The organism is Flavobacterium sp. CECT 9288 (assembly GCF_918731615.1).
GTDB lineage: Bacteria > Bacteroidota > Bacteroidia > Flavobacteriales > Flavobacteriaceae > Flavobacterium.
Genome location: NZ_OU957226.1, coordinates 1,712,555 through 1,737,325 on the forward strand (window position 1 = coordinate 1,712,555; position 24,771 = coordinate 1,737,325).

The 24,771-nt window shown below is 33.7% G+C and carries 16 protein-coding genes; 8 read left to right on the top strand and 8 right to left on the bottom strand.

The window, feature by feature from the left end; all coding sequences use genetic code 11:
- The first annotated feature begins 83 nt into the window (after nucleotides 1–83).
- A complete protein-coding gene (locus LQ189_RS07495) occupies nucleotides 84–2,618 on the top strand; it encodes a heavy metal translocating P-type ATPase (protein WP_230155453.1) in 2,535 nt (844 codons plus the stop codon).
- Nucleotides 2,619–2,662: 44 nt separating this feature from the next.
- Nucleotides 2,663–5,161 (top strand): cation-translocating P-type ATPase, encoded by a 2,499-nt coding sequence (locus LQ189_RS07500; protein ID WP_230155455.1) that lies wholly within the window; start codon nucleotides 2,663–2,665, stop codon nucleotides 5,159–5,161.
- Nucleotides 5,162–5,355: 194 nt separating this feature from the next.
- On the opposite strand, the gene LQ189_RS07505 is transcribed toward LQ189_RS07500, so the two are convergent.
- From LQ189_RS07505 to LQ189_RS07520, 4 genes are all read right to left on the bottom strand, one after another.
- Complete coding sequence (locus tag LQ189_RS07505) at nucleotides 5,356–6,375, bottom strand: carboxypeptidase-like regulatory domain-containing protein (protein WP_230155457.1); 1,020 nt, start codon at nucleotides 6,373–6,375, stop codon at nucleotides 5,356–5,358.
- A gap of 7 nt (nucleotides 6,376–6,382) precedes the next feature.
- Nucleotides 6,383–7,003 carry an L-threonylcarbamoyladenylate synthase gene (locus LQ189_RS07510; RefSeq protein ID WP_086453380.1) on the bottom strand — a complete coding sequence of 207 codons (621 nt, stop codon included), beginning with the start codon at nucleotides 7,001–7,003 and terminating at the stop codon, nucleotides 6,383–6,385.
- A gap of 65 nt (nucleotides 7,004–7,068) precedes the next feature.
- A complete protein-coding gene (locus LQ189_RS07515) occupies nucleotides 7,069–9,405 on the bottom strand; it encodes an ATP-dependent helicase (RefSeq protein ID WP_230155459.1) in 2,337 nt (778 codons plus the stop codon).
- Between the two features lie 116 nt (nucleotides 9,406–9,521).
- Nucleotides 9,522–10,289, bottom strand: coding sequence for a TSUP family transporter (locus LQ189_RS07520; protein ID WP_230155463.1), 768 nt, complete (start codon nucleotides 10,287–10,289; stop codon nucleotides 9,522–9,524).
- Nucleotides 10,290–10,420: 131 nt separating this feature from the next.
- Between LQ189_RS07520 and LQ189_RS07525 the strand changes: the two genes are divergently transcribed.
- Nucleotides 10,421–10,936, top strand: coding sequence for a hypothetical protein (locus tag LQ189_RS07525; RefSeq protein WP_176330691.1), 516 nt, complete (start codon nucleotides 10,421–10,423; stop codon nucleotides 10,934–10,936).
- A 23-nt stretch (nucleotides 10,937–10,959) separates the two neighbouring features.
- Here LQ189_RS07525 and LQ189_RS07530 read toward each other — a convergent pair whose 3' ends face one another.
- On the bottom strand, nucleotides 10,960–13,026 hold the full coding sequence (locus LQ189_RS07530; RefSeq protein WP_230155465.1) for a M1 family metallopeptidase: 2,067 nt from the start codon (nucleotides 13,024–13,026) through the stop codon (nucleotides 10,960–10,962).
- Between the two features lie 91 nt (nucleotides 13,027–13,117).
- Here LQ189_RS07530 and LQ189_RS07535 point away from each other — a divergent pair, with 91 nt between their 5' ends.
- Nucleotides 13,118–13,861, top strand: a complete 744-nt coding sequence (locus LQ189_RS07535) for a diphthine--ammonia ligase (RefSeq protein ID WP_230155467.1) — start codon at nucleotides 13,118–13,120, stop codon at nucleotides 13,859–13,861.
- Between the two features lie 18 nt (nucleotides 13,862–13,879).
- On the opposite strand, the gene LQ189_RS07540 is transcribed toward LQ189_RS07535, so the two are convergent.
- From LQ189_RS07540 to LQ189_RS07550, 3 genes are all read right to left on the bottom strand, one after another.
- On the bottom strand, nucleotides 13,880–15,097 hold the full coding sequence (locus LQ189_RS07540; protein ID WP_230155469.1) for an ATP-binding protein: 1,218 nt from the start codon (nucleotides 15,095–15,097) through the stop codon (nucleotides 13,880–13,882).
- A gap of 208 nt (nucleotides 15,098–15,305) precedes the next feature.
- The gene (locus LQ189_RS07545) at nucleotides 15,306–15,731 is read right to left on the bottom strand and encodes a DUF5004 domain-containing protein (protein ID WP_230155470.1); all 426 of its coding nucleotides are present in this window, start codon (nucleotides 15,729–15,731) and stop codon (nucleotides 15,306–15,308) included.
- A 97-nt stretch (nucleotides 15,732–15,828) separates the two neighbouring features.
- Nucleotides 15,829–16,383 (bottom strand): DUF1697 domain-containing protein, encoded by a 555-nt coding sequence (locus tag LQ189_RS07550; protein WP_230155472.1) that lies wholly within the window; start codon nucleotides 16,381–16,383, stop codon nucleotides 15,829–15,831.
- A 246-nt stretch (nucleotides 16,384–16,629) separates the two neighbouring features.
- Between LQ189_RS07550 and recG the strand changes: the two genes are divergently transcribed.
- The 4 genes from recG to LQ189_RS07570 all read left to right on the top strand — a co-directional run bounded on the left by recG (nucleotide 16,630) and on the right by LQ189_RS07570 (nucleotide 24,761).
- Nucleotides 16,630–18,777, top strand: a complete 2,148-nt coding sequence (recG, locus tag LQ189_RS07555; RefSeq protein ID WP_230155474.1) for an ATP-dependent DNA helicase RecG — start codon at nucleotides 16,630–16,632, stop codon at nucleotides 18,775–18,777.
- Between the two features lie 381 nt (nucleotides 18,778–19,158).
- Nucleotides 19,159–20,217: an efflux RND transporter periplasmic adaptor subunit gene (locus tag LQ189_RS07560; RefSeq protein ID WP_230155476.1), complete on the top strand. Its 1,059-nt coding sequence runs from the start codon at nucleotides 19,159–19,161 to the stop codon at nucleotides 20,215–20,217.
- A gap of 62 nt (nucleotides 20,218–20,279) precedes the next feature.
- Nucleotides 20,280–23,375 (top strand): efflux RND transporter permease subunit, encoded by a 3,096-nt coding sequence (locus tag LQ189_RS07565; RefSeq protein ID WP_230155478.1) that lies wholly within the window; start codon nucleotides 20,280–20,282, stop codon nucleotides 23,373–23,375.
- 72 nt (nucleotides 23,376–23,447) lie between these two features.
- Nucleotides 23,448–24,761, top strand: a complete 1,314-nt coding sequence (locus LQ189_RS07570; protein ID WP_230155480.1) for a TolC family protein — start codon at nucleotides 23,448–23,450, stop codon at nucleotides 24,759–24,761.
- Nucleotides 24,762–24,771: the final 10 nt, after the last annotated feature.

Below are 24,771 nucleotides of genomic sequence, written 5' to 3' on the forward strand. Positions count from 1 at the left end.
AGTAATTAATTCAACATTACAAAACTGAATTAAACTTAGTAAGTTATGACAAGTTTAATTTATAGTATTTATTGAAATAAAAAATGATACACACTTACAACATTACCGGAATGACTTGTGATGGTTGTCGCACCAAAGTCGAAAAAAAATTGAATGCTATGGATGGCGTTGAAGCAAAGGTTTCATTACATCCACCAATAGCTACTCTTACTATGGTAAAGCACATTCCTACAACACAGTTTCAAGAAGCATTAGCTGCAGTTGGAAAATATAATATAGAAATGTCTACTAGCAAAATACCGCTTCAAGCAACAAATGATATTACAAATAAACCATGTTGTACTTCACCTTCACATAGTCACAAAAAAGAATTAAATACACCAAATAACGCTATTGGCAAATATTATTGTCCCATGCATTGTGAGGGCGAAAAAGTATATGATAAAGCTGGCGATTGTCCTATATGTGGAATGGATTTAGTCAAAGCACCAGACTTGACTGTTAGTAAAGCCTCATATACTTGTCCAATGCATCCCGAAGTTATTAGCGAAACGCCAGGTGCTTGCCCTATTTGCGGAATGGATTTAGTACCAATGAATCCAACTGATACCGAAGACCAAAAGACCTATAAAGATTTGGTTAAAAAAATGAAAATAGCGGTTGTATTTACTGTTCCTATTTTCGCCATTGCAATGATAGAAATGGTGCAAAACAATCCATTATTAAAATTAATGGAGGCCTCAAAATGGAATTGGGTACAACTACTTTTATCGCTTCCTGTTGTTTTTTACGCCTGTTGGATGTTTTTTGAGCGTGCCTGGAAATCTATAATTACTTGGAACTTGAATATGTTTACCTTAGTCGGAATTGGGTCTGGTGTTGCTTTTCTGTTTAGTTTGGTTGGATTGTTTTTTCCAAATATTTTTCCGGCTGAATTTAAAACACACAACGGATCTGTTTCACTCTATTTTGAAGCGACAACGGTCATATTAACGTTAGTTTTATTAGGGCAATTACTCGAAGCCAGAGCGCACAGTCAAACAACCGGAGCAATCAAAGAATTATTAAAGCTCTCGCCAACCGAAGCTACTTTGGTAATCGATGGAAACGATAAAGTAATCTCAATCCACGATATCAAAAAAGGCGATTTATTGCGTGTAAAACCAGGAGAAAAAATTCCTGTTGATGGAAAAATCACCGATGGTGAAAGCAGCATTGATGAAGCCATGATTACGGGCGAGCCCATTCCTGTTGACAAAAAGAAAGACGATAATGTAATTGCAGGGACAATAAACAGCAACAAATCCTTTGTTATGGTGGCTGAAAAAGTAGGTTTAGAAACCTTGCTTTCTCAAATTGTTCAAATGGTAAATGATGCTTCTCGATCAAGAGCGCCTATTCAAAAAATAACCGATAAGATTGCTAAATATTTCGTACCTACTGTAGTTATTATTTCTGCAATAACCTTTTTCATTTGGGCAAAATTTGGTCCTGAACCATCATTAGTTTATGGTTTTATAAATGCCATAGCGGTATTAATTATTGCCTGTCCTTGCGCTTTAGGCTTGGCAACACCTATGTCAATTATGGTTGGCGTGGGTAAAGGGGCACAATCAGGAGTTTTAATAAAGAACGCTGAGGCCTTAGAGAATATGAATAAAGTTAATGTCTTAATAACCGATAAAACTGGAACAATAACAGAAGGTAAACCATCGGTAGAAAAGGTTTATTCGTCAAATAATGACGATAATGATCTTTTACAAAACATCGCTTCGTTGAACCAATACAGTGAACACCCTTTGGCGCAAGCCGTTGTAAATTATGCTAAAACAAAATCCATTTCTTTAATTGAAGTTAAAGATTTTGAAGCCGTTGCAGGAAAAGGAGTTATAGGAACAGTAACCAACAAAAAGATTGCATTAGGCAATAAAAAACTAATGGAACAAGTAAAAGCTACAGTTTCAGATGATTTAGAAAACAAAATTATAGCCGAACAAAAATTAGGAAAAACAGTTTCTTATATTGCTATTGATGGCGTTGCTGTTGGTTTTGTTTCCATTACCGATGCTATAAAAACATCTAGCGCAGCAGCCATAAAAGAATTAATGCGTCAAGGTATAGAAGTAATTATGCTTACTGGCGACAATGTGAATACTGCCAAAGCAGTTGCGGATGACCTAAATTTAACTTCTTATAAAGCAGGTTGCTTACCCGAAGATAAACTCAAAGAAATAAAACGATTACAAGCAGAAGGCAAAATTGTAGCTATGGCAGGAGATGGTATCAATGATGCACCTGCATTGGCGCAAGCTGACATTGGAATCGCAATGGGGACAGGAACCGATGTAGCCATAGAAAGTGCCAAGATAACTTTAGTAAAAGGCGATTTACAAGGCATTGTAAAAGCCAAAAATTTAAGCCATGCCGTAATGAGAAATAGTAAGCAAAACCTATTTTTTGCCTTTTTCTACAACGTACTAGGTGTACCAATCGCAGCTGGGGTTTTATATCCATTTTTTGGAATTTTGCTTTCGCCAATGATAGCTGCCCTAGCAATGAGTTTTAGCTCAGTTTCAGTAATAGGAAATGCACTGCGATTGCGGAATTTGAAACTTTAAACCTAGATATTAAACTAAAATCCTCAATTTTATCAAACATTCCTATGAACTCTAATACCTTTAATATTAATGGTTTAACAGATGTACAAGTAGTTGAAGCAAGAGAAAAATACGGTCAGAATAAAACGGTCTATAAAAAACCCAATATGTTTTTAAATGGCTTAATTCAGATTGTTAAAGATCCTATGACCATTTTATTATTGGTCGCATCAACCATTTATTTCATTAGCGGAAAAACTTCGGATGGTATTTTTTTAGCTTCAGCAATTATTTTGATAGCTACAATTTCATCTTATCAAAAAGCAAGAAGTCACAACGCTTTAGAAAAATTAAAAGATTTTACAAAACCCAAATGCAAAGTCATTAGAAATAGTGAAGTAATTGAAATAAAGACCGAAGAATTAGTAATAGGTGACAGTTTATTAATTGAAGAAGGAAATGCAATTGCAGCTGATGGAATTATTGAATCCTCTAATGATTTTTCTGTAAATGAATCAATCCTCACAGGAGAATCTATGTCGGTTACCAAAGACAAATCGACCAAAGATAACAATGTTTATCACGGGACAACCGTAGCAAGCGGACTTGCCATTGCAACCATTACTGCTATTGGCGGCGAAACTAAATTAGGGAAAATAGGAAAAAGCCTAGAAGAAATTCAAGAAGAGAAAACGCCCTTAGAAGTTCAAATTGGCAATTTTGTAAAAAAAATGGCTATTGCAGGAGCCGTAATTTTTGTGATTGTTTGGATAATAAACTTTTTAAATTCTCGTAATATATTAGACAGCTTGCTCAAAGCATTAACACTTGCTATGAGTGTTTTACCCGAAGAAATTCCAATTGCATTTACCACCTTTATGGCTCTTGGTGCTTGGCGAATGATGGAAAATGGAATTATAGTTAAACAAATGAAGACTGTAGAAACTTTAGGAAGCGCTACTGTAATTTGCATTGACAAAACAGGAACGATTACCGAAAATAAAATGAGTCTCGCTAAAATATTTACACTCAAATCTCAGAAAATTACAACTATAGAAAATGAATTATCCAATGAAGAAAAAGAATTAATTACCACCTCCATGTGGGCAAGTGAACCCGTTCCTTTTGATCCCATGGAAGTAGCATTGCACGAAATCTATTCTAAGGTTATTGAAAATGACCAAAGGCCCGATTTTAAAATGATTCATGAATATCCATTATCTGGAAAACCTCCTATGATGACCCATATTTTTGAAAATAAAACCGGAGAAATGATTATTGCTGCCAAAGGTGCTTCAGAAGCTATAATGGCCATTTCAAAACTTTCGAATGAAGAAAAAGCCGCAATCTTAGGAGCAATAAAGGAATTATCAGCTGAAGGATATCGAATTTTAGGAGTTGGAAAAGCTATTTTTGAAGGTAAAAATTATCCCAAAACCCAACAAGAATTTCAATTTGAATTCTATGGACTTGTAGCTTTTTATGATCCGCCAAAGAAGAACATTAAGCTAGTGTTGCAACATTTTTATAAAGCAGGAATTAAAGTAAAAATCATAACTGGAGACAATGCCGAAACCACTTCATCAATAGCCAAACAAATAGGATTTATAGGCTATGAGAAAAGTATTTCGGGTGACGAATTAATGCAATTATCAGATAAAGAATTCAAAAAACAAGTTTCAGAAATCAATTTATTTACCAGAATGTTTCCTGAGGCAAAATTAAAAATCATAAATGCACTAAAATCGAATTCAGAAATTGTGGCCATGACTGGAGATGGTGTCAACGATGGCCCTGCACTAAAAGCTGCTCATATAGGCATTGCAATGGGAAAAAAAGGTACCGAAATAGCTAAACAAGCCGCTTCCCTTATTTTAATCAATGATGATTTATCAAAAATGGTAGATGCTATCGCAATGGGTAGAAAAATCTTTTCAAATTTAAAAAAAGCAATACAATTTATCATATCCATACATATTCCTATTATACTTACCGTATTTATCCCTTTGGCATTAGGATGGATTTATCCCAATATTTTTTCACCCATTCACATTATATTTTTAGAATTAGTTATGGGACCAACTTGCTCCATAGTATATGAAAATGAGCCTATGGAAAAGAATACAATGACACAAAAACCAAGACCATTTACCACTACTTTTTTTAGCTGGAAAGAACTTTCTACAAGTATACTTCAGGGTTTGATTATTACTATTGGAACTTTATCTGTTTATCAATTTTCAGTATACAATGGGTTTAATGAAAACATCACACGAACAATGGTTTTCGTGGTATTAGTGACTTCAAATGTATTTTTAACTCTAATAAACCGTTCTTTTTATTATTCTATTTTGACTACTTTAAAATATAAAAACAATTTGGTTTTCATAATTACAGGAATTACCATAGCTATTACGGGATTGTTGCTTTATCTAAAACCACTCACCAATTTTTTTCAATTTGAACATCTTACCGTGAAACAAGTATTGATAGCCACTGGAGTTGGTGCAGTTTCTGTATTATGGTATGAGTTGGTTAAACTGTGGAAGCGTAATACTAAATAGATTCAATATTAAGCTGAACTAATCTAATTTAAAAAAAAGAAAACCATTTTTCACTTTTGTTTTGATATAACCTATTCGATTTATATCTATTAGGAAATATGTAATAGTTCAAGACCACTATGCATTTTATAGAAAAAAAAGCTCTAAAACTTAGTCTTACAATTCCCTTTTGATTGAAACTATTTTATTTAGATTCAATTAATTCCATAATCCATAGGAAGCATATCTCCTACTTTTTGTTCACTCATAGAACCAGAAAAATAAATTTTGTCTGAGTGGGAATTGTTTCCTAGTTTGTCTACAAAAAAAGTATCCGTTTCAAAAATTATTTTAGATTGATCCCCTTTTCGTAATAAATCAAATTCAGCTAAAATTTTCACAATAGCAGGTTGATATTTATTGGTAGTAACCGTAATCTTCTTAAAATCAAGAGTATCTTTAACAGCAAAAAAAGCCGCGGGATTTACTTCCCAACTCTTTCTAAACAATCTAAAGCCATCATTTTTCCAGTTATTAGCTGCTACACTTCTAAAAAAATGCAAACGAGAACCATCGTAAACAGCATTTCTTTTTTTCTTAATTTTAGCAAGATTGGATATACTTTCAAATCGAGTAAGACCGGCATAGTAACAATTTCTGACCGCTTTAGGCATAGTTGTCCATGGATATAATTTGCAATCAAATTTGACAAGTTGGTAGTTTATCTTATATCCTAGAGAATTATTAATAATTCGCAAAGGATTATCAGCAAAAGCTTCTAGAACTTTTGTCTTGGCATCATATGCAAAATAAATATCTTCTTCGTTTTCAATAACGGTACTTTTTCCATGTTTTGTAGTTCCTAAAAATTGCTTTTTAAAAACCTCCATCATTTGTGCTCTTGGAAAACCATCACGCTGTACCACCACTTCACGGAGTACATTAACAGACATATTAAGTTTTATGTTTAAGAACTCATTTGGTTTAAAATTAGTGATATACTCTGGATTATATCCTAAACAGTTTACAACTAAAATACTATTTAATTTAGCACCAAAATTAAGGGTGAAATTTCCGTTTTTATCTGTAAGAGTACCTATTGTTGTTCCATCAAAATAGACATTTACAGCTTCAATAGGTTTTGATTTTTCATCTACAACTTTACCAGAAATAGATTGTGCAACAGTATTTTGCACTAAAAACAAAACTAAAATTACCCTTAAAAATGTCATCATAAACTCTTTATAAAATATTTAAATCACCTTTCCCTTCTCTAATCACAACTGGTTCATCTCCAGACAAATCTATTATACTAGATCCTACATTATCTCCGTACCCCCCATCAATAACAAGGTCTACAAGGTTTTGCCATTTCTCAAATATTAATTCAGGATCAGTTGTATATTCAATTACATCATCCTCATCCCTTATTGAGGTAGAGACTATTGGATTCCCTAGTTGTTTTACTATTTCAAGAACTATACTGTTGTTTGGAACCCTGATCCCTACTGTAGTTTTCTTTTTAAACTCTTTTGGTAAATTATTATTACCGGGCAAAATAAAAGTATACGGTCCAGGAAGTGCTCTCTTTAAAATCTTGAATGTGGGTGTATCTATCTGCTTTACATAATCTGATAGGTTACTTAAATCATGACAAATAAAAGAGAAGTTTGCTTTATCAAGCTTAATTCCTTTGATTTTTGCAATGCGTTCAAGAGCCTTGGTGTTAGTAATATCACAACCCAAACCATACACAGTATCTGTAGGATAAATAACTAGCCCTCCATCACGAAGTGTTTTTACCACTTTTGCTATTGCAGCTTCGTTGGGATTATTTTCGTAAATTTTAATAAATTGAGCCATTTTTTATATGTTAAGTTGCTTTAATTTAGACTTTCTAATACCCTTTGCAGGTTTAATTTTAAATCTTATTCGATAATATTAAGTTTAGCAAAGCGTAATAGTAATTTTTTTATACCTCCAACTTCAAATTTGATTTCGGCTTTTTTATCAGCTCCTACTCCTTCTAAATTTAAAACTTCGCCTTTGCCAAAACGTTCATGCATGACAATTTTACCAGCCATTAGACCAGAATCTAGCATTCCTGTATTAGTTGAGGGCGCATTACTATTTAAAGGTTTTAATTTTCGAATTGTAATTTCATTATTACGTTCTGGTTCAGTGTTATTTTTAACGGGTGGAACTCCATTTGAGGGTTTTGCAAGACGTAATTTAGATTTATCAATATCCCCAAAGATATCACTATCAATCATGGGTTTGTATCTATAATTATTCTCTGGAGGTGTCATGTATTCCAGATATTGACTGTCAATTTCTTCAATAAATCGAGACGGTTCACTATCTGTTAATTTACCCCAGCGGTATCTAGATTGAGAATAAGTTAAATACGCTTGATGCTCAGCCCTAGTAAGAGCTACATAAAACAAGCGACGTTCTTCCTCAAGTTCGCTTCGGGTACTCATACTCATGGCACTTGGAAACAAATCTTCTTCCATTCCTACCACAAAAACATGAGGAAATTCCAATCCTTTTGCCAAGTGAATTGTCATAAGCGCGACACGGTCTTCGTCACTAGTATCTTTGTCTAAATCTGTTGCCAAGGCTACATCTTCCATGAACTCCGCTAGAGATCCTCTGGCGCCATCAACCTCAACTTGGCCTTCGGTAAAGTCCTTGATACCGTTTAACAATTCTTCAATATTTTGAATCTTAGCCATTCCCTCAGGAGTAGCATCTTTCTTAAGTTCTTGAATTAATCCTGTTTTCTTGGCTACATGTTCGGCAAGATAAAAGGCATCCTGATTTTCATTAATGGCCTGAAAACTCTGAACCATGGTTACAAAATCCAATAGTTTTTGTTTGGTTCCCGAATTTAATTTTAAATCAATTCGTTCAATATTTTGCATTACCTCAAAAATAGAACGCTTGTAATGATTTGCAGCAATGGTTAGCTTTTCAATAGTTGTATTTCCTATTCCTCTTGCAGGATAATTAATCACACGCATCAAGGCTTCTTCGTCCTTAGGATTAATAACTAGTCTAAGATAGCACAAAACATCTTTTACCTCTTTCCTTTGGTAAAAAGATAAGCCTCCATAAATACGATAAGGAATATCTCTTTTTCTCAAAGCATCTTCCATAGCACGGGATTGAGCATTGGTTCTGTATAAAATGGCAAAAGCACCGTTTGGTAATTGTTGCTGCATTTTTTGTTCCCAAATGGTACTGGCCACAAAGCGCCCTTCTTCATTATCTGTTAAGCTTCTATGGACTTTAATTTTGGGTCCAAAATCATTTGCGGTCCAAACAATCTTATCTAGCTTAACCTTATTTTTATCGATTATGGTATTCGCAGCTTCAACAATATTTTTTGTGGAACGGTAATTTTGCTCTAGTCTAAAGGTTTTTACACCTTCATAATCCTTTTGGAAATTAAGAATGTTATTGATGTTTGCACCTCGAAAAGCATAAATACTTTGAGCATCATCTCCCACAACGCAAATATTTTGAAATTTATCTGATAAGGCTCTTACTATTAAATATTGAGAGTGATTGGTATCTTGGTACTCATCAACAAGTATGTATCTAAAACGGTTTTGATATTTGGCTAAAATCTCTGGGAACCGTGTAAGTAATTCATTTGTTTTTAATAACAAATCATCAAAATCCATAGCACCAGCTTTAAAACAGCGGTCTACATAATTTTGATAAATTTCGCCCATTCTAGGTTTTTTAGACATAGCATCGGCTTCCTGTAATTCGGGATTGTTAAAGTAGGCTTTAACCGTTATTAAACTATTTTTGAAATTAGAAATACGACCTAAAACCTGTTTGGGTTTGTACACATCTCTATCGAGTTGCATTTCTTTAATAATTCCCGAAATTGCTCTTAGAGAATCCTGCGAATCGTAAATAGTAAAGTTAGATGGATATCCTAAATGCTCAGCCTCTGACCGTAAAATTCGGGCAAAAACCGAGTGAAAAGTACCCATCCATAAGTTTTTGGCCTCACCAGCTCCTACAATATCTGAGATTCTTTTTTTCATCTCACGAGCTGCTTTATTGGTAAACGTAAGGGAAAGGATGCTAAATGCATCAACCCCTTGATGCATTAAATAGGCAATTCTTATGGTCAACACCCTGGTTTTTCCTGAGCCTGCACCAGCAATAATGATCATAGGACCATCTTTTTGTAAAACAGGTTCGCGTTGGGCTTCATTAAGTTGATCTATGTATTTATGCATGGATAGTTGTATATTTTATAAAGCAAAAATAACGAATTTGGACGAAGTTTTAGACGTAAATAAGACAACATTTACATTTGTAAATTTGTATCTAAATGCTTTGAATTACTTTCTTTTTATTTCCAAAAAACATCGTAAGCAAAACGGATCAATGTACCCACTATGACAATCAAAAAGAAGATTCTAATAAAGGAATTCCCCTTGTTTATAGCAACTTTTGCACCAAGCCAGCCTCCTAAAGCATTGCATGCAGCCATAGGCAAAGCTATAGACCAAATAATTTTTCCTTTAGAAATAAACAAACAAATAGATCCAAAATTTGTTGCTAAATTGACCATTTTAGCATTGGCGGAAGCTTGCAAAAAATCAAAACCCATGATAACTATAAAGGCTACAACCAAAAAACTTCCCGTTCCAGGCCCAATAAAACCATCATACATCCCTATCACAAAACTTATTCCTATTGCATTCGCAATTTGGGTTCTCGTGGATTGATTTTTCTCAATATGTTGGCCAAAGTTCTTTTTTGCAAAAGTATACACCACTAACAGTGACAAAACAACTAAAAGCACTGGTTTCATAAAATCATTGCTTACATACGTGAGCAAGGTAGACCCTAAATATGCCGAGGGAAACGCTAATACCATCATTATAGCGAGTAATTTCCAGTTTAATGTTACTTTTTTTAAATATTGATAGGCCGCAAAAGATGTTCCACTAAAAGCTGGAACTTTTAGAGTACCAATAACCGTTGAAACGGGCAAGCTTGGTAATAAAACAAGCCCCATAGGAGTTTGAATAAGACCACCTCCTCCTACTACTGCATCAATAAAACCGGCCGCAAATGCTGCTAAGCATAATAATGGTAAAACATATGAATCCATTGAGTTGTCTTATTATTTTCTAAAAAAATGTATGCAAAAATAAGATTCCATTTGCAGTTATTCATTTAAACAGGAGTTGATTTATGATTAAAAAAGTATATTTTTGTTGCAAAAAATTAGAAAATAGAAACATGACAAAAATTCTTGAAATACTGGCCTATACATTACCCTCATTAATTACTGGAGGTGTTGCTTATTCTATTTTTATATCTTATTTCAAAGATCAACAAAATACCCGAAGATGGTTGATTCAAAAAGAAAATCAAAAACTAGCTTTTCCGCAAAGAATTCAAGCATACGAGCGTATGGTGCTATTCTTGGAGCGTATCAATCCCACTAAAATGTTGTTGAGAGTTGCTCCTATTTCTCAAGAAAAAAGTGATTATGAAAACTTGATTATATCGCAAATTGAACAAGAATTTGAACATAATTTAACACAACAGTTGTATTTATCAGATGCTTCTTGGACTATTATTTTGACTGCAAAAAACAGTACGATTCAAATGATTCGCAAAGTAAGTAGAACAGAAGATATTGTAAATGCTGACGCCATGCGAGAAAAAATCTTAAATGATTTACTAGACAAACAATCTCCAAGTAATGCTGCGCTGGCTTACCTAAAAAACGAAGTAAGTGAGTTGTGGTAACCAACTAATTTTAACTTCATAAACTATTCATTTAATAACCGTTGCAATTGTAACCTTTCTTGTTCCAGCAGCGTAGGTTGCAAGGTTTGAAAAACAATTCTTATTTCTGAATTTTTTATCAATTTTCGGATTGTATCTCGACCAAATTTAGAAAACTGCCAAGCATGATGTGTGGTTGCATTTACTAGACTCCGTAAAACTTCATCACTCAAAATTTGATTGAGTAAAAGCTGTTCTAATGCATTCTGCCTCACGCTTGCTTCGTAAATTGGAGATGTGTAGGATATCAATTCCTTTTGCAAAATATCTTGATCCGAAACATAGTTTGGTGTTGCCAGCGCCAGTGAAAGCCAAACAATCCTTAAGTTTAAATCTTTAAAACCAATCCAGTTTTTGGATACATCCAAATAGCGTGTTCGATGATCTGGGAAATTATTCCATAAAGTGGTCAATGCAATTTCTTGGGTTTCATAAGAGGCATCTAAAAGCAAGGTTTCATACTGCAATCTAAAATTTTCTGGAATGGTAGAGACCACAACAGCCAGCAATTGTCGTAAAGATGTATTATTAGACCTTAAAGCCATTTCATAGAGTTTAATTTTATCGCTCCAGCTTTCATTTTGAATTTGACTTAAAACTGCTTCTTTGACTTTAAAATAAACATCCGATTGCATTACTTTTTCTAAGTACTGTCTCTTTTCTTGAAACGGTGTGTTTTTTAGTTTGTTAACTTCAAAAAGCTCCTGAATTGATTTATTTTTCAGCAATAATTCATTAGCTTCTAATGTATTAAATGCTGTGGTTTCTAGCCATACTTTACTAAAATTTTCAGCATCAAATTTTGAAACCTTTGTAATCTCATCAAAAAAATCTTGTGTATTTACGTTTTGAAATGCGTTCTTTTGGAGATAGTTTTTAATCACTTTCTTAAAATCTTTATCTCCTAAAGTTTCATGCATTACAAAGAGCGCCCAAGCTCCTTTTTGGTAAAAAGTGAGAGAACTTGCCTTTGGATTTAAAACCGGAATTGTATCAGTTCTAGATGCAAATTTTAATTGCTGCGCTGTTTCATACAAGGCATGATAAAAATGATCCTCTCCATAAATGTTACGTTCCGCTAGTAATGCAAAATAGGTTGCAAAGCCCTCTTGCAACCAATGATGTTTACCCGTTTCTGCTGTAATCAAGTTGCCAAACCATTGGTGCGCTAACTCATGTGCATTTACATTTAGGTAACTGCGGTCTTTAAACCCTATAGCATCCACAACATAGCGCGTATTGAAAAGAGTTGCACTTGTATTCTCCATACCCGCATAAAGAAAATCTTTAACTGGCGCTTGCCTATACACATGCCACGGATAAGGAAAACCAATTTCTTTTTCTAAAAAATCAAATATCTCCTTAGTATGCTTATAAGTTGTTGTATGCAAGGAACTGTCTTTTTCTTCCAGATACAGTTCTAGAGGAACACCTGATTTTGATCGCTGCGTTTGTTTTTTAAATTTCCCAATGGCTAACATCAACAAATAGGAACTCATGGGTTTTTCCATTCTATATTCCCATTTCATAGTTTCGCCTTGATTGGATTGTTTTTTTAATACCCCATTCGACAAAACTTCATATCTATTATCAAAAATAATATCCAAATTAAACACTACTTTTTCATTTACATCATCAAAACTTGGAAACCAATTACTAGTATACTTTCCTTGCCCTTGAGTCCATATCTGTAAATCATCTGTAGATTTTGAACCTATAAAATACATTGCTTGTATGGGTTTTGCCTGATAATCAAAAGTCAAGTTGTTATTTCCTTTAACAAATGGAAAAACAATTTGAATTTCTTTACGAGTATTTATAAATGGAACCGGTTTATCATTTAGTTTCACATTAGAAAACTCCATATTTTGAGCGTCAATTTTTATGGTGTCAATTGAATTTAACACTTTAAATTCAAATTCAACCGTACCTTTTACAATTTTGGAAGTATCATTTATTGTAACTTTGCCTAAAGCAGTTATAAAATCAACGTGATTTGATTGCTGCGCCATAGCAACTGTTGAAAATAATAAAAATAGAACTTTTTTCATTGCTTAATAATCCTTTAAAATCCAAAGTTACAAAGGTTTTCTATATGAAAATCGTTTATATTTCGTCAAAACTTTTGTATAACTAAATCATATGAAAAACAAAGCCCTTTTTAACTGGAGCAGTGGCAAAGACTCTGCACTAGCCTTATACAAATCACTTCAAAATCCTATGCTTGAAATCACAACCTTGCTCACGAGCGTAAACCAGCAATACCAGCGTGTGTCTATGCACGGTATACGTGTGACACTGCTTGAACAACAGGCAAAAAGTATAGGATTGCCTCTTGAAATCATGCAAATTCCCGAAATGCCCACTATGGAAGCGTATGAAGAAGCTATGAAAATCACATTACAAAAGTGCATAGAACAAGGCATCACACATTCTATTTTTGGCGATATTTTCCTAGAAGATTTACGCAAATATCGCGAAGACAAACTGGCTGAAATGGAATTAAAAGGCGTTTTCCCGCTCTGGAAAATACCAACTCATGACTTAATTCAAGAATTTCTTGCACTAGGTTTTAAAACCATTGTTGTTTGTGTAAGCGAACGGTTTTTAGACAAAAGTTTTGTAGGAAGAACTATAGATCAAGATTTTTTGAATGATTTGCCTAACGATGTTGATGTATGTGGAGAAAACGGAGAATTTCATACTTTTACGTATGATGGACCAATATTCTCTACACCTATACTATTCGAAAAAGGGGAAATTGTCTACAGAAAATATGAAAAACCAGCAACAAACGAGTCCTCTAATACAGCTTGTGATACTTCTGATGAAAGTGTGTATGAATTTGGATTTTGGTATTGTGATTTAATTCCAGTAAATCTTTAAAACTGTAGCCATAAAATATTACTTTTTTTCGGCTTTCGCCAAAGTAAAATCAAAGGTAGAACCAAATCCTATTATTGAATTAACCATAATACTCCCTCCCATATTATCGATTATTTTTTTAACCGTAGCCAATCCTATTCCGTGACCTTTTTCTCCAAAACGATCTTTATCTATAGCTACTTCAAAGATTTCAAAAATTACTTTTTGATGTTCTTTTTCAATACCAGCACCATTATCTGATACGGTAATTTTATAATAATCAACATCTTCAGAAATGAGTATCTCTATTTTGGTTCGTTCTTTGTCACTGTATTTTATAGCATTAGAAACTAAATTAATTAAAATTTGCTCTAATGCTGTTTTATTAGTTTCTATAAATTGTAATTCAGATTGTAATACAAAATCACAATTTTTATTAAAAGAAAAGAGATCAATAAGTTCCTTTTCTAGTTTAGAAATGGATACTTTGGTGTAGTTTTCGTGGGACAATTTGTTTGATTTACTATACTGCAACAAACTCTCTATCATTTCTCTTAATTTTAAAGAGGAACTTTTAATCAATTGAATGATTTCGATGCCTTCTTCATCAATATTGTCAATGTAATTTTCGATTAAAAAATCTGTAAGACCAGAGATATTAGCCAATGGAGATTTTAAATCATGAGCTGCAGTATATGCAAATTGTTCTAACTCAATATTCTTGTTTTCTAGTGAGTGAAGCGCTCTTTCTAATTTAATTTTATTAACTCGTAATTCAAGTAGTTTCATTGTCTGTTGAGACAAGGCCTCTAACGATTTAATCTGGTTTGCCGACAAAGAATTAGGTTTATGATCAATTACACAAATAGTCCCTAATGGAAAACCTTCATCATTTACCAAAGAAACACCAGCATAAAAAACAACTTTCATATCTCCCGTAACCAAGGGATTATTAAGAAAGCGGTTGTCCAAGCGAGCATCTGGAATAATGAAAACAGTATTAGGCTCTTGAATTGCATGTGTGCAAAAAGAATATTCTCTAGGATTTTGAGTTAGATTATTAATTCCTACAGCTGATTTAAACCAATGTCTTGTTTCATCAACAAAACCAAGTAAAGCTACAGGTGTACCACAAATTTGCGAAGCCAAAAACGTTAAATTATCATATTCCTCTTCCTGCAAAGTATCTAAAATTGAATACGATTCAAGTGCTTGTAAACGCTCGTATTCATGTTTGTATGCATCTGTCTTTATCATGGTTCGTTTTTGAGGTTAAACCAAAACATTTAAGTATTCTTAGCAAATAGTAAGTAAATTATTTCAAGAATATTTACCTGTTTTAGTATACTTCAAAGGTAAACTATTCCATTTTTAAAGGATTTACAATGAAAAAAATTTATAGAAAATTTAGTAGTTTAGAAACTTCATTGAACACTTAAAACACAAAAAATAACATTTAGTAAAATTACTTCTTGTATTCTAAACCAGGTCCATCACAGTTTTTCCAAGTACTTGAAAGGGTATTTTTATCTAAAAAATAGAAAATCTCTTGCAAATTTCCCATGCAACTGCCTATGAGTTCCGTTTTCTTTGCATGAGTAAGAATTAAGTATTCACCATCAGTTTCTTTTTTAAAAGAAAATGTTCCTGATACTGATGTACTTTTTTCGTTTTCAACCCGAGTTTTAGTAAAAGTACTGTCTTTGTTAAACGTGTACGATTCTTGCCATAACATTGCTTCGCCAGTTGTTTCAGTATTAGGTCTTGAACTAGACATGCGGCTTAGCGTCCATTTCCCATTAAAATCCTCTTTGGAGCCATTTACTTCTTGTTCTTTTATACAAGAATGCAACGAAATACTAAGAATAACTATTGCTATGATTTTTTTCATGAGTTTCTTTTTAATGTGTATTAATAAATTTACGTAATTTTATAACGAGTTGGTTCTTTTATTAGTAAATTTTTAATACCAACAACCTCATTTTGATCTATACAATCTTTCTATCCTCAAAAATTTGAAGTAATTGCGTTACGGTATTCCAATTTCTAATGGTTGCAATAACATTTAATTTCTTTTCTATGTATTTTTGATCTAATCTCGTTTTCCCTGCTCCTACTGCGTATTTTATAAATATTTTATTTCCATCAATACTAGCTTCGTCAGGTTTAAACTGGCTGGTTTTAAGATCATTCATACTGTTTCCTTGTAAAGTAGACGACAAAAACGCGACATACAATTTCTTAGTATCCACTTCTTTTTCTTTTAAAAATGGATTGTTCTTAAAACAGTTTTTTAAATCATCTTCTGTGATGACTACAACGGGAACTTCATGCCCAAAAACTTTAAAAATTTCTTGCTTAATTTTGAATCCCACAGCTGCACCGCTCTCCTCATGAGTATCTACAAAAACATTACCAGATTGAATGTATGTTTGTACATTATGAAAACCTATTGCTTCTAAAGCTGATTTTAGTGCTTCCATTTTAATCATGCTGTGACCAGATACATTTATACCACGAAGCAATGCGAGATGAGTTGTCATTTTATATTTTTTTAAAAGAGTTTTGAGTAGTTTTTTTTTAGATAATAAGCTTTTAGAAGATCATTAAAAAACAACCCCTTAATTTTAGAACCAAATATATATGATTGCTACTCCATTTCCAAAAGAACTCATTTCCAAATTTACATTCAATAAACTATCTTCGCATTTTACAAATTATCAAAACAGTATTTTTTTTTACAGTTCGTATAATTGTCCACTAAAATAGATTCATTTAATAAAGTTTCAATGTCAAACAACCTCTTACTTACACCTATTGAATTTTTGAAAGGCGTTGGTCCCAACAGGGCTGAACTACTTAGGAAAGAATTAGGAATCTATAAGTATCAGGATTTAGTGAATTTTTTTCCAAACCGATATATTGACCGAACACGCTACTATAAAATCAATGAACTACATTCTAGAAGTGCCGGTTCTGTTGCTGAAATTCAAATTATTGGTAAAATTATAAACATCAAAACGGTTGAATTTGGTAAAAACCAAAAAAGATTAGTAGCTACTTTTGTTGATGATACTGGCCAAATGGAACTTGTGTGGTTTCAGGGTCACAAGTGGATTAGAGAAAGTCTAAAGCTGAATGAAATGTGCGTTATTTTCGGAAAATGTACTGCTTTTGGTAGTAACTTCAACATGGCGCATCCAGAAATTGAATTGTTGAGCGAGCATGAAAAAAGCTTAAGATCGGCCATGCAACCCGTTTATCCATCAACTGAAACCTTGACAAACAGAGGTATCACAAACAGAGTGATTAATAAACTCATGCAACAATTGTTTCATGAAACGCACACTTTGTTTACTGAAACTTTGCCTGCAAAAATCATTGATGAATTAAAATTAATTCCAAAAAATGCTGCTTTATTCAACATTCACTTTCCAAAAAATACGGAGGTATTGGCTAAAGCCAAATTTAGACTCATCTTTGAAGAGCTATTCTTCATTCAGCTGCAATTAATAACTAAAAACTTAGTTCGAAAGCACAAAATCAAAGGGCATCCTTTTACTACTGTTGGTCAGTATTTTAATGATTTCTACCAAAATCATTTGCCTTTTCAATTGACAAATGCTCAAAAAAGAGTCGTTAAAGAAATTAGATCGGATATGGGTAGCCAAGCTCAAATGAATCGCTTGTTACAAGGTGATGTAGGCTCTGGGAAAACCATTGTAGCCTTTATGAGCATGCTTTTGGCACTTGATAATGGATACCAGGCTTGCTTGATGGCCCCTACCGAAATTCTAGCCAATCAACATTTTATAGGATTATCAGAACTAGCGCAATCATTAAACATCAATATAAAATTACTAACAGGATCTACAAAAATTGCTCAACGCCGCATTATTCATGAAGAATTAGAAAACGGATCTTTGCACCTACTCATTGGTACACATGCCTTACTAGAGGATAAAGTAAAATTTAAAAATCTAGGTCTTGCAGTTATTGATGAACAACATCGTTTTGGGGTTGAACAACGCTCTAAATTGTGGAAAAAATCAAATCCTGATCCAATAAAAGGTGGTGAAATAGTTCCTCCACACGTTCTAGTAATGACTGCAACTCCCATACCTAGAACACTAGCCATGAGCCTTTATGGCGATCTTGATATTTCGGTTATTGATGAACTTCCCCCGGGACGTAAACCCATACAAACGGTTCATAGATACGATAGTAACCGATTAAAAGTCTGGAAGTTCATTCGGGATGAAATTGCTTTGGGCCGCCAAATATATATTGTGTACCCATTAATTCAAGAATCGGAAAAAATGGATTTCAAAGATTTAATGGACGGTTACGAGAGTATTTCAAGAGATTTTCCCTTACCGCAATATGCCATTTCTATTCTTCACGGAAAAATGAAACCCGCAGATAAAGATGCCGAAATGAAGCGTTTTGCTGAAGGTAAAACCAACATTATGGTTGCAACTACAGTCATTGAAGTTGGAGTAAATGTTCCAAATGCCAGCGTTATGATTATTGAAAGTGCAGAACGTTTTGGATTATCACAGCTACACCAATTACGCGGTCGTGTTGGTCGAGGTGCTGAACAAAGTTATTGCATATTGATGACAAGCCATAAATTAAGCAACGATAGTAAAACCAGAATGGAAACCATGGTACAAACTAACGATGGTTTTGAAATTGCCGAAGTAGACCTTAAACTCCGAGGACCAGGCGACATTATGGGAACACAACAAAGTGGCGTTTTAAATCTTCAAATAGCTGATTTAGTTCGAGACAGAGACACACTTGCACTTGCCCGAAGCTATGCCGTAAAACTATTAAAAGACGATGCGCCCATGGAAAAACCAGAGCATGCAGCGCTGAGAGCCGTTTTTATAGAAATGACAAAAAAGAAAAATATCTGGAACTATATCAGTTAAATTATACTAGGTTTTAATATACCTAGGATTCGAAATAGTTTAAAATGAACTATTTCCTTTTTGATCTATTTTACACAATGCATAATTATAATCTTCTTTTAAGGATTCTTTTTAAGAATAAGCGTCATTTTCTAAATCCATTATTAAAATTTATCAAAAAATAATATTTTTTTACAACTCGAGATTAAACCTTTAGGCTTTTCTAATGTCATAGTTTTTTTAGCATTTTTGTTTTGAAGGGGCATTTTTTGTTTTTATTGTTAATACTTGTAGATACAAACGTTAAATAATAATTAACATGAAGTCAATATTCAATCATAAAGGCTAATTTTGAATTTAACTTATTTTATTGCAACTAAATCTTACTTTATAACTCAAATTATGAAAATAAAATACCTCGTTTACGCCTTGTTACTCATCGGATTTATTGGTTTTATAGGATACCGTATTAGCGAAAACAAAAGCGAAGGCGGCGACTCAAAAGACCCAAAAGGAAAAGGCAAAACCATGAATGTAACTGGAATTGTTGCCACTCCAGAAACTTTTGATAACAATTTATCATTATCTGGATCCATAGAAGCCAACGAGCAAGTTGAAATAAGAAGCGAAGTATCTGGCATTGTTGAAGGAATTTATTTTCAAGAAGGAAGCAATGTTAGTAAAGGTCAAATCTTATTCAAGGTAAATGATATTGAACTGCGTGCACAACTAAGACAAACTACTACTCGCGAAGGTTTAACATCAGAAAATGAGCGTAGAGCAAAATTATTATTGCAAAAAGAAGCCATCAGTCAAGAAGAATATGATTTGGCTCGAGCCGATTTAAAATCAGCGCAAGCACAAAGTCAATTAATACGAGCTCAAATAGCAAAAACAGTAGTAAGAGCACCTTTTTCTGGTAAAATAGGATTGCGATCCATATCACCAGGAACGTATATCACTCCTGCTATTCTTGTTGCAAAACTGGTTAATACAGGCAAATTAAAAATTACTTTTTCTATTCCTGAAAAATATGCTACTCAAGTTAAAAACAACACTTCGCTGAGTTTTAAGGTTGCAGGATCTACTGAAATATTTAGTGCTAAAGTATACGCTATAGAACCAGAGGTTGAAGTAGCTACACGTACACTTCAAGTTCGTGCTATTGCTGATAATAAAAACGGAATTTTATTACCAGGTACTTTTGCTGACGTAGAATTGCCATTAGACATTATAAAAGATGCTATTGTTGTTCCTACCGAAGCTGTAATTCCTGTGCAAAAAGGTAAGAAAGTATTTATTACAAGTAACGGTCAAGCCAAAGAAGTTATGATTGAAACTGCTACTAGAACTGCTTCTTCATTACTTGTTTTATCTGGATTAAAACCAGGAGATACTGTTATTACAAGCGGAGTAATGTCCTTAAAAGATGAAACACCAGTAAAAGTAAAAATCAAATAAACAAAGCTTTTAGAAACTTGCAAACCGAAATCTAAATTAGCAACTTTAATTATAATCCTTAAATGAGTTTATCAACCACTAGTATTAGAAGACCTGTATTTACCATCGTAATCAATGTAGCCATTGTTTTGTTTGGATTGATTGGTTATACCTTTCTTGGAGTACGAGAATTTCCCTCTATAGATCCCGCACAAGTATCCATCAGTACCCGGTATGCTGGTGCTAATGCTGATATTATTGAATCACAAATTACTGAACCTCTAGAAAAAGCAATAAATTCAATTGATGGTATTAGAAACGTAACCTCTTCTAGCGCTCAAGGGAGTAGTAACATCACCATTGAATTTAATTTAGATAAAAATCTTGAAGATGCGGCTAATGATGTACGTGATAAAGTATCACAAGCGGTACGTAACTTACCACAAGATATTGATTCACCTCCAGTAGTTTCAAAAGCAGATGCCAACGGAGATGCTATTATTTCGATGACGGTACAAAGCGATACTCGTAATGCTTTAGAATTAAGTGATTATGCTGAAAACGTTATCTCACAACGACTTGAAACCATTCCTGGCGTAAGTGGCGTTCAAATTTGGGGTCAAAAACGTTACGCCATGCGTTTGTGGATTGATCCCGTGAAGCTGGCCGCATACGGATGTACAGTTGCCGAAGTAAGAGATGCATTGAACAAGCAAAATGTAGAATTACCATCGGGAAAATTAACCGGAAACAATACAGAACTTACTGTAAAAACTGTTGGTAACCTTTCTACTGCCGAGGAGTTTAACAATATAATTATTCGTTCAGAGGGTGAAAAAGTAGTGCGTTTTAGTGATGTAGGTACAGCAAGCATAGGTCCTGAAAATACCGAAACCAAAATGACTCAATCAGGTACTCCTCTTGTAGGAATTGCGATTGTACCGCTTCCCGGTGCTAATTATTTGGATATTTCGGCAGCATTTTATAAAGAATTCGAAAAATTAAAAAAAGATTTACCAAAAGACATTCAACTAAACATTGCTATTGACAATACTATATTTGTAAAAAAATCAGTTATTGAAGTTGCTGAAACATTAGGAATCTCAATAATATTGGTAATTTTAATCATCTATTTATTCTTTAGAGACTGGGCAATTGCTTTTAGACCTTTAATTGATATTCCAGTATCTTTAATCGCTACGTTCTTTATTATGTGGCTTTTTGGTTTCTCCATAAATGTATTGACATTATTAGCCATTGTTCTCGCTACTGGTCTTGTAGTTGATGATGGAATTGTGGTGACCGAAAATATCTTCAAGAAAGTAGAAGAAGGTATGACACCTATTGAAGCTGCGATTAAGGGATCGAATGAGATATTCTTTGCTGTAATTTCAATCTCAATCACATTAGCAGCAGTTTTTCTTCCTGTAATCTTTTTAGAAGGATTTGTTGGTCGACTCTTTCGGGAATTTGGTGTAGTAATAGGAGCTGCCGTATTGATATCCGCTTTTGTATCCTTGACGCTTACGCCAATGTTGAATGCATATTTAATGAAAGGTGGTGAACAAAAAAAATCAAAATTCTACATTCGTACAGAACCTTATTTTGAAAGACTTAACAATGGTTATGCAAGTGCGTTATCAAGTTTCATGAAGAAAAAATGGTTGAGTTTCCCAATCTTGATTGCTTGTTTCGGATTGATATACATGTTCTTTACACTTTTACAAAAAGAAACCGCACCTTATGACGACCGTTCTGGTTTTGTATTGCGTATGTCAACTCCCGAAGGTTCCTCATATGAATACACGGACCGATTCATGCAAGAAATTTCAAAATTAGTTGATGATTCTATTCCTGCCAAAAAAGTGGCTTTGGTAATTACTTCTCCTGGTTTTGGGTCTTCATCTGTAAACAGTGGGTTTGTTAGAGTTTCTTTGGTTCAACCAAATGAAAGAAAAAATTCTCAAAAAGAAATAGCCGAAAAATTAACCAAGTGGACCAAACAATATCCTGATGCAAAGACATCAGTGATAGAACAGCCAACCATCGCTGTAAACAGACGTGGAGGTTTGCCTATTCAGTACATTATTCAAGCACCCAACTTTAACAAACTTGAAGAGAAGATTCCGCTTTTTATGGATGAAGTAGCTAAGAATCCAACGTTTGCAGTAAATGATGTGAACTTAAAATTTAATAAACCCGAAGTTAATGTTACCATTGATAGAGAAAAAGCAGAAAGCTTGGGCATATCTGTAATTGATATTGCACAAACGCTGCAACTTTCTTTGAGCGGTCAACGTTTTGGATATTTTATGAGGAATGGAAAACAGTATCAAGTAATTGGACAATTTGATCAAGAAGACAGATCAAAACCTTTAGACTTAACCTCAATGTTTGTAAAAAATAATATGGGACAATTAATCCAAATGGATAATGTTGTGACCATTGAGGAAAAAAGCAATCCGCCGCAATTGTACCACAACAACCGTTATATGGCTGCAACAGTTTCTGCAGGTCTTGCTCCAGGCAAAAGTATTAGCGACGGTATTGATGCCATGAACGAAATAAAAGCAAAAGTGCTTGACGATACTTTTACAACCGACTTGGGCGGTGAATCTCGGGATTTTGTTGAAAGTAGTTCGAATACTGCATTCGCTTTTGGACTTGCCTTATTGTTGATATTCTTAATATTAGCAGCGCAATTTGAGAGTTTTATTGATCCATTCATTATTATTTTGACTGTGCCAATGGCTGTTGCCGGAGCTTTATTTTCATTATGGTTATTTGATCAAACTTGGAATATTTTTAGTCAAATTGGAACCGTAATGCTTATTGGTTTGGTAACCAAAAATGGAATACTTATTGTTGAATTTGCCAATCAGTTACGCGAACAAGGAAAACCAAAACTAGAGGCAATTCTTGAAGCATCAGAAGCGAGATTGCGTCCTATATTAATGACTAGTTTAGCCATTTCTCTAGGTGCTTTACCTATTGCATTATCTCTAGGAGCGGCATCTACCAGTAGAATAGGAATGGGAGTAGTTATTGTAGGAGGAACTATTTTTTCATTAGTACTTACACTATTTGTAATTCCAGCACTTTACTTAATGTGGTCAAAAGCTCGTAAACATTATCCAGAATTTGATCATATTGAGGAGTATGAGAAAAATTTCAATTAAAATTATAAAATAGAGCTGTTTAGATTATTATAAAGGATTTTAAAATAAAAATCTAAACAAAATAAGAAACCTATGAAACATACTAAAATACTGTTGTACAGTTTTATTTTACTGTTATTTTTTATACCAAAAGTTGAGGCTCAAGAAGTTCTCACGCTTGAAAATGCATTAAAAATTGCATTAGAAAACAATTATGAAATTAAAATTGCATCCAATAATTCCTTAATTCAAAAAACAAATGTAAGTTTAGGAAATGCAGGTATGCTTCCAACTCTTACTGCAAATGTTGTTGATAATAATAGCATACAAAATAGTTCTCAGACAAGGCAGGACGGAACCAAAAACGAACTTGATAATGCGAAAAACAACAGTTTAACCTATGGCGTAGGATTAGATTGGACCATTTTTGACGGGATGCGCATGTTTGCTAGAAGAGATCAGTTAAAAGAGTTACAAAAACTGGGAGAAGCGCAACTTAAACTTGCCATCATTACTAGAATTAGCGATGTAAATGCGGCTTACTATGATTTGGTACAACAACAAAAGCAACTTGCTGCACTTGACACTACAATTGTAATCTCAAACCAACGATTGCAACTCGCTCAAAACAGATTCACAATTGGAAAAGCATCAAAGCTTGAGGTTTTGAATGCCCAAGTAGATTTAAACACGGATCAAGTAGCTTTGTTACGTCAGAAAGAATTGTATGCCAATGGTAAAATTGCTTTGAACCAACTTCTTGCAAGAGATGTTACCACAAACTTTACAGTTATTGATAAATTAGATGTTGATAAATTGTTACAACTAGCTGAACTAAAGGCACTGGCAGAAAAGCAAAATCCGCAATTAGAAGCTCAAATAATCAATAAGAGAGTTGCTGAATTAGAATTAAAACAAGTAAAAGCAGGACGATACCCTACTATACGAGTGAATAGTGCCTATAATTTTTCTGAAAGTCAATCTAGTTTAGGATTTGTGGCTCAAGCACAGTCTCGAGGTTTTAATTATGGTTTTACAGCATCAGTAAATATTTTTGATGGATTCAATCAAAGAAGAAACGAAAAAGTAGCTTCATTACTGGTTGAAAATGCCAAATTGAATATTGATCAACAAAATCTGATTCTCAACTCCCAATTAGCAACAACATATCAAACGTATTTAACTAACTTAGAGTTGATCACACTAGAGGAGAACAACGAGGCTATAGCCAAGCAAAATTTAAACATTACCCTTGACAAATTTAGAATAGGAACCATAACAACCCTAGAGTTTAGAACCGCACAGCTCAATTATGTTAATGCAAAAGTACGTTATAACAATGCTCAATTTCAAGGAAAACTCTCAGAAATAGCGCTTAGAGAATTGGCTGGGAATTTAGTGTTCTAAAAAATTTAAG

Coding starts and splice junctions, on each gene's coding strand:
- LQ189_RS07495 (WP_230155453.1), top strand. CDS start 84: ATGATACACACTTACAACATTACCGGAATGACTTGTGATGGTTGTCGC.
- LQ189_RS07500 (WP_230155455.1), top strand. CDS start 2,663: ATGAACTCTAATACCTTTAATATTAATGGTTTAACAGATGTACAAGTA.
- LQ189_RS07505 (WP_230155457.1), bottom strand. CDS start 6,375: ATGATGACATTTTTAAGGGTAATTTTAGTTTTGTTTTTAGTGCAAAAT.
- LQ189_RS07510 (WP_086453380.1), bottom strand. CDS start 7,003: ATGGCTCAATTTATTAAAATTTACGAAAATAATCCCAACGAAGCTGCA.
- LQ189_RS07515 (WP_230155459.1), bottom strand. CDS start 9,405: ATGCATAAATACATAGATCAACTTAATGAAGCCCAACGCGAACCTGTT.
- LQ189_RS07520 (WP_230155463.1), bottom strand. CDS start 10,289: ATGGATTCATATGTTTTACCATTATTATGCTTAGCAGCATTTGCGGCC.
- LQ189_RS07525 (WP_176330691.1), top strand. CDS start 10,421: ATGACAAAAATTCTTGAAATACTGGCCTATACATTACCCTCATTAATT.
- LQ189_RS07530 (WP_230155465.1), bottom strand. CDS start 13,026: ATGAAAAAAGTTCTATTTTTATTATTTTCAACAGTTGCTATGGCGCAG.
- LQ189_RS07535 (WP_230155467.1), top strand. CDS start 13,118: ATGAAAAACAAAGCCCTTTTTAACTGGAGCAGTGGCAAAGACTCTGCA.
- LQ189_RS07540 (WP_230155469.1), bottom strand. CDS start 15,097: ATGATAAAGACAGATGCATACAAACATGAATACGAGCGTTTACAAGCA.
- LQ189_RS07545 (WP_230155470.1), bottom strand. CDS start 15,731: ATGAAAAAAATCATAGCAATAGTTATTCTTAGTATTTCGTTGCATTCT.
- LQ189_RS07550 (WP_230155472.1), bottom strand. CDS start 16,383: ATGACAACTCATCTCGCATTGCTTCGTGGTATAAATGTATCTGGTCAC.
- recG (WP_230155474.1), top strand. CDS start 16,630: ATGTCAAACAACCTCTTACTTACACCTATTGAATTTTTGAAAGGCGTT.
- LQ189_RS07560 (WP_230155476.1), top strand. CDS start 19,159: ATGAAAATAAAATACCTCGTTTACGCCTTGTTACTCATCGGATTTATT.
- LQ189_RS07565 (WP_230155478.1), top strand. CDS start 20,280: ATGAGTTTATCAACCACTAGTATTAGAAGACCTGTATTTACCATCGTA.
- LQ189_RS07570 (WP_230155480.1), top strand. CDS start 23,448: ATGAAACATACTAAAATACTGTTGTACAGTTTTATTTTACTGTTATTT.